Below are 12,087 nucleotides of genomic sequence, written 5' to 3' on the forward strand. Positions count from 1 at the left end.
CGCGCATCGAACCTTGGCACCGATGCTGGAGTCGCTCCGTAAGAGAAGCAGCGTCAGTGCTACAGACTGTGCGTCGTAAGGTTGGTCTCTCACGGCGTGCAGAGCCCGCCGGCGCAGCACTCACATGTGAGCTGGCGGGCACCACCGTTTTCTGGCGGCATTGCCTGAACCGTCTGCATCGACGAGTCGTGGACCACCGTAGAGAATAGATGTGGTGGTCAGTGGCCCGCCGAGGAGAGTGTCGGCTCCCTCGGCGGGCCGGTGGACTTCTGCGGCGAACCGTGCGGTTCGAACACGCCCGAAGCCGGCCGAGGCGACCGTCCTGCGACCGTGAGAACTGGTTCCCGATCGGTGCCGCTCTCAAACAGTGCCGGATCAGGGGCGGCCCTACTTGGTCGCCAACTCCGGGCACCGGTATGCCACTGCTCTTTCAGCGACACGAGTCATCATCTCCGCACTGACCCCGGTCTCGGTCGCCATCGCGGCGGAGACGGCCCCCAGTGCTCCCGGCCCTTGGGCGTTCTCCATGTCCAGACACACGATGTTCGACATCTGCTGCGCCGCCACGACAGTGACCTGCTCCCCGGTGATGGAGGCGAAATCGGCAGCGAGTTGGGCAGCTTCCTCGGGGCGTTGCTGGATTTGCGCTTGCGCGCCCTCGTTCATCATCTCCCCGAATTCGTCTGTAGGAGCGGGGACGGAAGAAGATGCGCCGACAGTGGGCACAGCAGATTCTTGCAACTCCGGTGGAGTCTCGTCCTTGTCTGCGCACGCGGTGATTCCAACGGCTATCGCGGCAACGACCAGCAACTTCTTCATGCTGGTCATCTCATCAGAGAAACCCGCGCACGGATACCCGAGCTCTCTTTCTGCACGTGGATTCCCTCGTGTGAGTGGGCGTCGATGGTGGACTCGAGGAGGTCGACGGACCACGGGTTCTCCGGAGCAATGACCGATCCTTGAGAGGTCCATTCCGGTTCTCGCAGTCCCGGTGCTCGAAACCAGCTGTGCTGTTCTCGGAACTGATTTTCTTGGCAGGGTCTTCTCGGCGAGACCCCTTTTCGGTCCTTACCCGGTTGCAGCATGAGGCGACGGTTGCGGTGCTCGCACGAGCGTCAGCACGACGGTAGACAGGGTGCCCCTGCGGCTTGCATCTTCGTTGGCATCGGGCAGCCGCGCCAAGCACAGCTCGCGGTGATGCTGTTGGACCTCGTGACGCTCCCGGGGCGTGATCCAGTCACCTTCGTAGACGAGATCTCCGCAGTATCGGCACCGCGTAGAGAAGTAGCCTGTGGCCGGATTCGGTGCGTTGATCTTCGAGATTCTGCACTCCTCTCGCGTAGAAGGGGCCCTGCCTCCGTATCGACGTCGCCGTCGTTCCGCCGGGCCTCCCTGGCAACTGCCGCACGCTTCAGGTGGCTGCAGCGTCCCCGTTTCGCGCAGTGGGGCTGCTCAACCGGAGCGTATCGAACGTCATGCGGATCATCCGGGAAGGGACGGCGCGCGAATCTTTCGAATACGTCCCGGGTAATCCGACGGAACGGCGAGGTCGACCCTAGGCGGAGTGAAAGGTGTATCGCCGGCTCATCGCAGCGAGGGCCTCGTCGTCGTCGTCGGAGAAGGCAGTCGCCTGCGCCCAGATCAACGCTTGCAGGTAGTCCTGATGGCGTTGGAGAAGTTCGTCGGTTGAAAGCCCTGCATACAAAGAATCATTCGGTCTCTCCTCGGCCCTGGCGATGCCGGCGAATTGCGCCAGGTACGCCGCGAGAGCAGCAGCACGGCGACGACGACTTGCAGGCATGAGTTTTCACCTCGGCTTCGGAGCGGATGCGACTACGAAGCCGAGGTGACCTCACACGCATGTACTCGAGCAACTCGTCGACTCCACTACCCCCCACAGCAATACCAGAGCTATCGACACCACATCGACGATCGTTACAGTGAATGAAAAAATGTAATGGATCGCATGCCGGAACGGCCCCGGGAACGTGTCGGGTCCGGTGCGTCTCGATCCGGGTGATCGGCGGGACTCACCCGCCTGATGGGAAGGCTTTTTCTACGCTGATGGTGACGGACAGTTCGTTCGCCGCGGGTGGTCTTGCGGGTTTTTGGTCGAGTGTCGCGTTGTCGACGAGGGCGGCGAGCACGAACCATCCGAACGAAGAACTAAGGGCGTCGACCGGAGCGTGGGTGGTGGCGGTCAGGTACACCCGCAGTGAGCCGGGACCACTGTCGACGACGCACACCACAGCGCTCGCGCTGCGGGCGTGACTGACGAGAATGGCAGCGGCTTCGTCCACGGCGAGGACGAGATCATCGAGTGCATCCCGCGAAAGAGGATGACGAGACACGACTGTGCGCACCATCGACCGGAGCATCCACAGGTGGTCGGGAGAGGCCGGAACGGACAGCGACAGGGACGAGGCGGTCGGTGAGACGGTCGCCTGCTCGAAGCACATGGGCATGGGGCTCCTGTTACACGAGAAAAGGTGCGAACCCCTGCGATGTCCGCGATCGCACCCTCGAACGAGGAATTTGATCCCCCGTCCAGTTAACCGGAATGTGTAGGCCCCAAACATGGGCACAGCTCAGCAAGAAGGGCACACGTCGCCGACTGCCGAGGCGACCCTCTGCGCGTCGAGGTGACAGCGATTTCGTGTCCGCACGTTTTTCCGTCAGCTCAGAACTGCGGTCACTTCGGATTCCATGAGAATTTCAGGTTGGACGATGGACGAGCCGAGCTGATTGCAAGAGGATGCACCGGCACAATCACACCGTGCAGTGCATCGCCCGGACACCGGTGCAGCTCCAGCGCGTGAGAGGCCCTCGGTGGCCAAGGCGGTGATCAGTTTCAGAGAACGACTGAAGGTTCGGCGCGACATCATGACCGAGACGATCGCGCTGGCCGGAGCCGGCATGATGCCTGTGTGTGGGGCGCCGCACTCTCGATGAATTTTGCCGGACATCCGCATCAGCCGCGGAGCCGACGAACTGCGAACCGGATTACGGTTGTCTTTCAGCTAGGTCAGTGCTTCGCTCAGCGCTTCACCGCTCTGGCGGGTGCCGTCGGTGGAGGCTAATGCCGCGCCGTCGGGATCGGCTTGTTCAGGGGTGCGGGTTCCTGCGTGGTGCGGGTTGGATCGTTGCTTCGAGTCGGGTGAGCCGTTGTTCCAGGGCGCTGGTGACAGCGAGCAGTCCGAGCAGGGTGGGTTCGGTGATGTCGCGACCATGTTGGGCGTGATCGAGCAAGGTGGTGCGTAGAAGCTGGCACATGGCGGCGTCATCACTGATGGGTAGTTGTTCGAGTGCGGCGGTCAGACGCTTGGCGGGGAAGGTCACGGGTAGCTCCTGCACATGTCAATCATGCAGGCACAAGAGATGAAGTGACTGCCTGTCGTGGGGTGGGTGGTGCGCTGGAACCGAGGCGGAAAGCAGCGCACCACGAGCAGGAATGTTACTGCGTCAATGCTGATCGGCTGGTACCCCGGGGGTGAGAAATGCTCTTGCCCTGCGGTCGGCGGCGACCTCGGCGCAGGGTTGGCTAAGGACGCTGGGCTCTTCGGAGGAGCGGCATCGACGGCGTTCGACGGAGTGGCAGATTCGGTGAGGGGCGTAGTAGCAGCTCCGTCTACTTCTCGGTGCTCAGCGTGAGTCGAGAGTGCGCCACAGTGGCGGGGTGTCGTCGCTGTTGGCGAGGGTGCGGATTCCGTCGGCGTCCTGGGCGAGGATGTCGGCGAAGTAGGAGCGGTTGGCTTCGTCGAGTCCGTCGGGGAGGTTCGCGCCGCGCAGGATGGATGCCGCGGCCGCATCGAGGTACCGGGCGATGCGGAGGAGCAGTGGACGTGGGGTGGGAACGAGGGAGGTGTGAGCGTCGGCGGTAATCATGCCGAGGGTCGAGAGCAGTGACAGGCCGGTGACGGCTTCGATGTCGTCGAGGTTGATGTGGGCAACTTTCAACGCTTCGGCCAGTGCTGCGGTGGTGAGTCCGACGGCGGCAAGGGGCATGAAAATATGTGTTCGAATGCGATGAGGTCGGCGCCGGGGGCTTCGTCGGAGAGCGAGACCGCCAGTGATTGGGCGAATGCAAGGAGACGCTCTTCCGTGAAGGCATTCTGCGCGGTACGGCGACTGATACCGATCAGTGTCATGTGTTCGGAGATTTTGTCGGCGAGAATTGTCTGTGCTTGGGCGTCGGTGACGGTGAGCCCGAGGTCGAGCAGAGCGGCCCGAAGTTCGGCCGATCGTGCGGCGAGCCAGATGGATCGCGGTCTCATCACTGCTCCCGTGAAGGTGAAAGTTGTGTTGTCGAGGTGAGCTTAGATCGACCGTCATCGAGCGAACACAGGGGACGCTTGAAGACGCCGAGAGATCAGTCGAACAGTAGGGGTCCCGTCCTGGGGGATTGTCACATTAACGTGAATGTTCGGTGACACGGTGTGTTCGGATGCGTGGTGATACAACGGCCTTGTCGCAGGCGCCTTTTCAGGCGGCGACGGCGCTACCGGTAGCCTCGCGCCATACGGCGAACTGATCAGCCATCACCTGCCGGTACTCACCGGCCGACAGCAGCCCTTGAGCAGGTTTCGGAAGAACTGTTTGGCCGCGTTGGTATTTCGACGGGACTGAACTAGCACGTCCAGGACTGTGCCGTCTTGGTCGACGGCATGCCACAGGTAGTGCTGAACTCCGTTGATCCGGACGAAAACTTCGTCGAGGAACCACTTGTCGCCGGGGCGAGCACGGCGGCGACGCAGCCGATTCGCGTAGGCCTGCCCGAACTTGTCACACCATCGCCGGATCGTCTCGTAGGAGACCACGACACCACGTTCGAGCATGAGTTCCTCCACGTCGCAAAAGCTCAGCGTGAACCGAAAATCGTGAACCGAAAATACAGCCACACACAATGGTCGATGATCTCGGTGGGGTAGCGGTGACGCTTGTACGACGGCGCGGCGGTGGTGGTCACGATCGAAATCGTGCCAGCTGGCCCTCGATAGCTCGTCAACGTGACAATGCCTCGGGCCCACTCCCACCGGGCACAGATGTGATCAGACGGGCCTGCTTAGCAGCGCTGGAATACTTGACGCCGCCGATCTTGCAGGAGTGATCGTGGTGGAAGAATGAGGGGATGCGCCCGAACAGGTAACCCGACGGTTATCTGCATGGGCTGGAGTTCCTGGGCGGGGTGTACCCCGATGATTCGAGGGTGATCGCCGAGCGCGGGATCGTGGCCGCGCTCGATGATGATGATGATGATGCGTTCGTGCTCTTGCTTCGCTTGGTCGGACCAGATGCCCGGCGTTCGCGGATGAACTGTGGCAGTTGATCAGTGGTTTTCTGAACAGTCGCCGCGTCGAGGAGTTGTTCGGTAGCTCGGAGAATGCCGGTTGGCGGATCTCAACACAGAGAGGTCCGAGATACCGCCCACCTCCTACTCGACCGAGGATCCAAGGTGAGAGTGCCTGACGGCTACCATCGTGCCAAATAATTCAGGAAGAACGTGCCACATAATTCCGAGACTCACACGGTGGTGCTCGTTAATTTTCATGATGCGTTTGACTTGCGTGAAAGCCCAAACAGTGGCGTTCGGTACGCCCGAGGCGTACCCGACCGGCCGTTGCATAATCAGACGGACCGATACTGAGCCGCAACCGGACGCGTAGCTTTCCCGTTCGAGATGAACCTACGACCACCTGATGCTGACGTGCAGCGGCATATCGATCGGAGGCATGTAATCCGCCGATTCTGTCGTCATCACTACCTTTACCCCAGGAGACGATAGCTGCGATCGGTACTTGCCCACCGTGTCACCACAGCTCCCCAACCGAACAAGGCCGCTGGCCCTTTCGGCGGCTGGCAAAACACACCTCGTCACCCCCGGTCACTGGTTTCTGACCACTCTGCGGTGGACCGGCCCAGAACTCGCCCCCTTCGGCCCGCCAGTACGGGCTTGATCACAGCCCCCAAGTCATCGGGAATCTCGTCGACGCGCAACACATACCCCGTATCACGCATCAAACATTGAGCAGCCCGCTCTTAACCGGTGAGATGAGGCCCAACAGGTTAGGGCTTCGCGGTCGATAGCTCGTCACGAACGATGCGCGTACCCGCGCTGAGCGCGCTCAACTTCGCCAGTGCAATGCCTCGGGAGAAGGGCGCCATGCCGCAATTCGTGCTCGGCAGAAGCTTGTCCGCGTCGACGAACCTGAGAGTGTTCCGAATGGTGGCGGCGACTTCCTCCGGAGTCTCGATCTTCTCGTTCGCCACGTCGATGGCACCGAGCATGACCTTCTTGCCCCGGACGAGTTCGACGAGGTCGATCGGGACGTGGGAGTTGTGGCATTCCAGCGAGATGATGCCGATGCTGGACTGCTGCAGGAGGGGGAACGACTCCTCGTACTGTCGCCACTCCGAGCCGAGGGTGGCCTTCCAGTCGGTGTTCGCCTTGATCCCGTAGCCGTAACAGATGTGTACTGCAGTCTCGGTGCGTAATCCCTCTGTTGCCCTTTCCAGCGTCGCCACGCCCCAGTCCTTCATCTCGTCGAAGTAGACGTTGAACGCTGGCTCGTCGAACTGGATGATGTCGACCCCCGCAGCCTCCAGGTCTCGTGCCTCCTGGTTGAGGATCGTCGCGAACTCCCACGCCAGCTTCTCGCGGCTCTGGTAGTGGCCGTCGTAAAGCGTGTCGATCATCGTCATTGGGCCGGGGAGTGCCCACTTGATCGGCTGCTCGGTCTGCTGCCGGAGGAATCTCGCGTCGTCGACGAAGACCGGCTTGGAGCGGCTCACTGCGCCGACCACGGTAGGCACATTCGCGTCGTAACGATTGCGGATCCGAACCGTCTCGCGCTGCTCGAAGTCGACCCCGTCGAGATGCTCGATGAATGTCGTCACGAAGTGCTGACGGGTCTGCTCTCCGTCGCTGACGATGTCGATGCCGCGATCGCTCTGTTCCTGAGCGGCGATACGCAGTGCATCCTGCTTGCCTTCGACCAACTCATCGCCCTGCAACTTCCAGGGCGCCCAGAGGGTTTCAGGCCGGGCGAGCCACGAGGGCTTGGGCAGGCTGCCAACGATGGACGTGGGCAAGATCTGGTTCATGGTCGACTTTCCTCCGATGGTCATCCGACGAGAACGGGGAAGCGGGCGGCCCACTGTTCGAGTAACTCGCGGTGGGGCTTCACAAAGTGGTCTTCCGCGTACTTGCCCTGCTTCGTTGCCAGCTGACCGCGTTCGATGCGGTCGTAGACGATCGGGGTAGGCGAGTAGTCCGGCTGATCCAGGGTCGGTCGGTAGATCTCAGCGGCGGGCGAGTTCGCGTTGTATATCTCCGGCCGATAGATCCTCTGGAAGGTCTCCATCACACTGATCGTGCCGATGAGCTGCAGGTCGGTGTAGTCGCTGAGCAGATCGCCGCGGAAGTAGAACGCGAGCGGGGCGACACCGCCGGGCGGCAGGAAGTACCTGACCTGCAGCCCCATCTTCCCGAAGTACTCGTCGGTCAACGAGTAGTCGTCCTGCTGGTACTCGACACCGAGGGTCGGATGGTGATTCCCGGTCCGGCGGTAGGTCCGGCTCGTGGACACACTGATGCAGATCACGGGATCCACCGCGAAGCACTCCCTGTAGGCCTCGGAGTCGAGGAAATGTTGGAACAGTTTGCCGTGCAGGTCACCGAAGTCGCCGGGCACGGTGAACTCAGAGGTGCCCTCGTTGACTGCCGGCAGTCGAACACTGAAGTCGAAGTCGCGGACGTAGGAGGAGAAGTTGTTCCCGACGATCCCCGGGAATCGTGCGCCGGTGAGGCGATCGACGATCTGAATATCTAGTACCTCGATCAGGGGGAGCCGGTGATCCCCGCCGTCCGAGCTGAACTGCAGCTCCGCGGAGACGATCTCGAGCTCGACGGCGTAGCGGTCCAGGCCCGGATTGCCCCGGCTTGCGAGACCATTGAACCGGTCATTGATCATCGCCAGGGTTCGGCGGAGGTTCGGCTGACGGTGTTCGCCTCGGGCCAGGTTGGCGAAGTTCGTGGTGGTCCGAGAATGCTCCGACGGCGAGTAGTCCTCGTCGAAGCGGGTGGTGGTGATGCTGAACGTGAATTCGTTCGACATGAACGTCCAATTCGGGTCTTGATCGGCCAGGCTCGGCCTTGCGGAAAGTCTCTGCCACTATCCTGCAGTTCCAGTTCAGTCATCGGGTAACTAACGTTTCCTATGGTCCTCTATAGCATTTAGCTATGGTACGAGAATCCAGAGGCATCACACTGCAGCAACTGCATTACTTCATCGAGGTCGCGGCGGAGGGGTCGATCACCGGCGCCGCCGACCTTCTCTACGTCGCCCAGCCGACCATGTCTGCCGCGATGAAAGACCTGGAATCCCGAGTGGGACGCACCCTCCTCACTCGATCGGCCCGGGGGGCGACGTTGACCGAGGAGGGCGCGGAGTTTCTCGGCTATGCCAGGCAGGTCGTCGAGCAGATGTCGCTGCTGGAGCAGTGCTACCTCGGTCAGCCACCGTCCCGTCGGCTGCTCGGAGTCTCGGCTCAGCACTACTCATTCGTGGTCGAGGCGTTCATCCGGATGGTGGACTCCGTTGACGCGGCACAGTACGAGTTCTCGCTTCGTGAGACCCGGACCTGGGACATCATCGAGGACGTCCGGATGCTCCGCAGTGAGGTGGGCATCCTGTACCGCAATGACTTCAACCGGAAGGTCATCGACAAGCTCCTGCGAGATTCCGGCCTGGTGTTCCGCCCGCTCTTCGCCGCGGTGCCGCACATCTTCATCTCCAGACAGAACCCGTTGGCCTCCCGAGATCGCGTCGCTCTCGATGATCTGGCCGACCTGCCAAGGCTCACCTTCGACCAGGGCGCGAACAACTCGTTCTATTTCGCCGAAGAGATCCTCTCCACCCTGTCGAGCAAGCGGGAAATCCGGGTCTCCGACCGCGCGACAATCTTCAATCTCATGATCGGACTCGACGGCTACACGATCTCGACCGGCATCATCAGTGACGATCTCGACCCCGAGATCGTCGCCATCCCACTCGACGTGGACGAGAGCATCGAGATCGGCTGGATCAGTCATTCCGGGGTCCCGCTCACGGCGCAGGCACAGCGCTACCTCGCCGAGGTGCGTGCCGTCGTCGCCGACTACGGAATCGAGCTGCTCGACTCTCCGTGAATCGGGCCGCGAGTGCGGATCACGGTCGGCGACAAGGCGCGGATGGAGGGAACGGACCACGTGATGGTCGACGGCAACGGTGTGAAGTCTCGCTTCAACGGCTGGCGGCCTGCGTCTACACCACTGCGGAAATTTCCCGGGGGTCCCACAGGCGACCGCGTATCGCAGGTACGCGGTCTGGGGGGGAGACACTGAGGTGCTCCGACTCCACGCGAACGCACAGGGGTTCGTTGCAGCGGTGTTCGCAGACTCTTCCATCGGCTAGTTTGTCGTTAATCAGGAGCGCGAAAGATCGATGCTCGATGCTCGGTATGTCTTGCGCGCCGATGAGATTCCCGATGACTTGTGGGCTGTGATCGAGCCCGTTCTGCTCCCCCCACTGGCGGGCCGAAGGGTGCTTCCGTGGAACGACCACCGGTTGCCCCTGGAAGGAAAGAACCCAGTCATGACCGGCTTTATCCTTCGGGCAGCTCGTATTCAGCTAGGCGCATTGCTTGCTGCACTCGCACTCGCGATCGTCATTGCGCTCGGTATCACCACCGGCGCATTCGTACTCTCCTTCGCCGTACAACGCGACCTCGCACGGCAAGCACTGCTCCTCGAACACCTGACCTGGATCTTCCCTGCGATCGTCGACAGCGCCATCCTCGGCGCCACCATCGCGATCGTCATCATCAGCAAGCTCAACATGAACAAACGCGACAGAGGCTTCTACATCGCCCTCGCAGTCAGCGTCGTCGTGATCAGCATCCTCGGAAACGCCTACCACGCCTATCACGCAGCAATCGCTGCACAGGAGTCAATCGGTGGTGGGGGAGACCTCGGGTTCATTCCACTAACGCCGGCCATTGCGGCGGCCATAGCGATCATTCCGCCAGCCCTGGTCTTGGCATTCACCCCCCGAAATCTCAATCCTGGTGAAGGCAGTCGGATTGGCGTACGCCGCTTACCGTTCGATCGTCGAAAGTGCCACCGACAGTGAGGATGCAAAGAGTATTGCGTCTGACCTCACCGTAGGCCGGGGACCGATTCGCGTCCCTCAGCGCCGCGAGAAGTTCGCCCACAATATTGCGGAGCATCGTGAGTCGGATCTAGACGTGGACGCCAAAGCGGTGGATGCGAAGGCCGGCAACGAGGACGCTTTTGCGGACTTTGCGGAGCCGTTTTTCGTGGACGAAATGACGAATGAAGGCCTCGACGAAATCCTCGATCCCCAAGACACAGCTACGGAGTTCCCAGACCGCCGCGCCGCCGAAGAAGCACAGGCCGACACGGATGCCGACATAGACGACCTCATGGCTTTCATCGCCCGGTCGAATCTCGCGAAGAACGTCAAAGACACAGCGGTCCGCAAGCTGACAAACCCGAACCTCACGTGGGAAACCATCGCTCTGGAATCGAAGCCGCCTGTCGCGACATCGACCGCATGGCGCCGGTACGAGAAGTTCGATACCGCAGCTCGAGAAGCAGGCTTCGACAGTCCGCCATTGCCCGACCTGCGAGCCGCCGAGAACCCGATGCGCAGCGAACTCACCACTGTTTGACCCACACGCACCGATAAGAGGGGTGGCCCCGACAGTGCTGTAACACCGTCAGGGCAGGCCGATGACCACAGAAAGCATCTGTGACCAATGAACGATCATAACGAGCTCTCCGAAGACATCGACCACGGTAAGACCGGCCGACCACCGATGCAGCCACGAGCGAAAGTCACCCGCGAAGCGATCCTCGAGGCGTCCGTAATCCTATTCAGCAAAACGGGATACGCGGGCACCACCATCGACGACATCGTCACACTCGCCCCGGTCACCAAGGGAGCGATGTACTTCCACTTCTCGAAGAAGGAATCCATCGCGAGGGAGATGCTTGGCCGCTGGTCCGACGCAGTCACCGCGACAGTCGGGAAAGCGATCGCAACCGGTCAACTCGCCGACCGGCAAGTACTGATGATCTACCGCGAACTCGCCCGCCGCACCCAAAACGAGGCGATTATCCGCGCCGGCCTCATCCTGTCTGTCGACAAGTCGCTCAGCGGCGCCCGAGCCACCTACGAAGCGTGGACCGCTGCGATCGAACCGATCGTCGTCGACGCGAGTCGTTCCCGCGCCCTCGACTCCGCCGTGTCGTGGATTGCCGATACTCTCTGCGCCGGTTTCGTCGGCGCTGTGCAGGTTGCCGCCAGCCTCGACGAGAATCACACCATCAGCAGGCGGGTCGATGATCTACTGGTGATGTGGCGTGGAACGGACCCGGCCGCCGTCCGCATGGTCGAAGGAGCATCCCTGTGAACAGCCCCGTCGAATCGGCGAACGTCCCGGAAAACGCTGCCACCACGACAACCCACCGGATCGGTCGCGTCCCCGGCAGTAAGAACTCGGCAATGCAGGACCGCGCAGTGCGAACACGGGAAGCGATCATCGCCGTCGCGGCCCGGCATTTCGACACCGACGGCTACGGCCACATCAGCATGAACACCATCAGCGCTACCGGAAAATTCGCCAAAGGCGCGATGTACTACCACTTCCCATCCAAAGAAGCGATCGCAGAACACCTCATCTCGGACTGGAACCGCACCCTCGACGAAACCATCAGCGAAGCACTGACATCCGGTTCGAGCAGCACGGCAGGGGAGAAGCTGGCAGCGATCTTCACGTCCCTCGCTCGTCAGATTGCCGAGGACACCAACGTGCGGGCCGGAATGAAACTCACCCTCGAACCCGCCATCGACAACGCGGCCGGGTTCGCGCACTGGGTCGACGCCGTCAATGACATCATCGACACCGCCATCACCGACGGCGAACTCACCAACACGCTCACGACACACCGACTCGCATGGAACCTGTGCGCCGGCACCCTCGGAGCCGTCAACGCATCAGCGATCCTGCACGAAAACGTCGACC

At 61.6% G+C, this 12,087-nt stretch carries 13 protein-coding genes and 1 pseudogene; 4 read left to right on the forward strand and 10 right to left on the reverse strand.

What is annotated here, in order from left to right; all coding sequences use genetic code 11:
* Positions 1-387 precede the first annotated feature (387 nt).
* From R4P70_RS31035 to R4P70_RS31080, 10 genes are all read right to left on the reverse strand, one after another.
* Entirely contained in the window at positions 388-828 is a 441-nt protein-coding gene (locus tag R4P70_RS31035; RefSeq protein ID WP_317833561.1) for a hypothetical protein, read from the reverse strand.
* Between the two features lie 727 nt (positions 829-1,555).
* Positions 1,556-1,801: a hypothetical protein gene (locus R4P70_RS31040; RefSeq protein WP_021343300.1), complete on the reverse strand. Its 246-nt coding sequence runs from the start codon at positions 1,799-1,801 to the stop codon at positions 1,556-1,558.
* A 229-nt stretch (positions 1,802-2,030) separates the two neighbouring features.
* Positions 2,031-2,465 carry an ATP-binding protein gene (locus R4P70_RS31045; protein ID WP_157838978.1) on the reverse strand — a complete coding sequence of 145 codons (435 nt, stop codon included), beginning with the start codon at positions 2,463-2,465 and terminating at the stop codon, positions 2,031-2,033.
* 210 nt (positions 2,466-2,675) lie between these two features.
* Positions 2,676-2,918: a hypothetical protein gene (locus R4P70_RS31050; protein ID WP_151097306.1), complete on the reverse strand. Its 243-nt coding sequence runs from the start codon at positions 2,916-2,918 to the stop codon at positions 2,676-2,678.
* Between the two features lie 187 nt (positions 2,919-3,105).
* Positions 3,106-3,339, reverse strand: a complete 234-nt coding sequence (locus R4P70_RS31055; RefSeq protein ID WP_030537927.1) for a hypothetical protein — start codon at positions 3,337-3,339, stop codon at positions 3,106-3,108.
* 303 nt (positions 3,340-3,642) lie between these two features.
* The gene (locus tag R4P70_RS31060; RefSeq protein ID WP_241064932.1) at positions 3,643-4,005 is read right to left on the reverse strand and encodes a hypothetical protein; all 363 of its coding nucleotides are present in this window, start codon (positions 4,003-4,005) and stop codon (positions 3,643-3,645) included.
* Positions 3,954-4,274, reverse strand: coding sequence for a hypothetical protein (locus tag R4P70_RS31065; RefSeq protein ID WP_230587713.1), 321 nt, complete (start codon positions 4,272-4,274; stop codon positions 3,954-3,956). The genes R4P70_RS31060 and R4P70_RS31065 overlap by 52 nt, the downstream gene beginning before the upstream one ends.
* Before the next feature lie 264 nt (positions 4,275-4,538).
* Positions 4,539-4,835 carry a DDE-type integrase/transposase/recombinase gene (locus R4P70_RS31070; protein ID WP_372510035.1) on the reverse strand — a complete coding sequence of 99 codons (297 nt, stop codon included), beginning with the start codon at positions 4,833-4,835 and terminating at the stop codon, positions 4,539-4,541.
* Positions 4,836-6,063: 1,228 nt separating this feature from the next.
* Positions 6,064-7,101: a methionine synthase gene (locus tag R4P70_RS31075; RefSeq protein WP_317833567.1), complete on the reverse strand. Its 1,038-nt coding sequence runs from the start codon at positions 7,099-7,101 to the stop codon at positions 6,064-6,066.
* A 20-nt stretch (positions 7,102-7,121) separates the two neighbouring features.
* Positions 7,122-8,114, reverse strand: coding sequence for a putative oxygenase MesX (locus tag R4P70_RS31080; RefSeq protein ID WP_317833569.1), 993 nt, complete (start codon positions 8,112-8,114; stop codon positions 7,122-7,124).
* Positions 8,115-8,239: 125 nt separating this feature from the next.
* Here R4P70_RS31080 and R4P70_RS31085 point away from each other — a divergent pair, with 125 nt between their 5' ends.
* The 4 genes and pseudogenes from R4P70_RS31085 to R4P70_RS31100 all read left to right on the forward strand — a co-directional run.
* A complete protein-coding gene (locus tag R4P70_RS31085; protein WP_030537924.1) occupies positions 8,240-9,187 on the forward strand; it encodes a LysR family transcriptional regulator in 948 nt (315 codons plus the stop codon).
* Positions 9,188-9,632: 445 nt separating this feature from the next.
* Positions 9,633-10,731: pseudogene (locus R4P70_RS31090) on the forward strand (DUF2637 domain-containing protein).
* Positions 10,732-10,818: 87 nt separating this feature from the next.
* A complete protein-coding gene (locus R4P70_RS31095) occupies positions 10,819-11,475 on the forward strand; it encodes a TetR/AcrR family transcriptional regulator (RefSeq protein ID WP_151097316.1) in 657 nt (218 codons plus the stop codon).
* Positions 11,472-12,087, forward strand: a 616-nt coding sequence (locus tag R4P70_RS31100) for a TetR/AcrR family transcriptional regulator (protein ID WP_317833572.1), incomplete at its 3' end; no start/stop codon positions are given. The genes R4P70_RS31095 and R4P70_RS31100, both read left to right, overlap by 4 nt.

This window comes from Rhodococcus sp. IEGM 1241, assembly GCF_033142365.1.
Taxonomy (GTDB): Bacteria; Actinomycetota; Actinomycetes; order Mycobacteriales; family Mycobacteriaceae; genus Rhodococcus_F; species Rhodococcus_F erythropolis.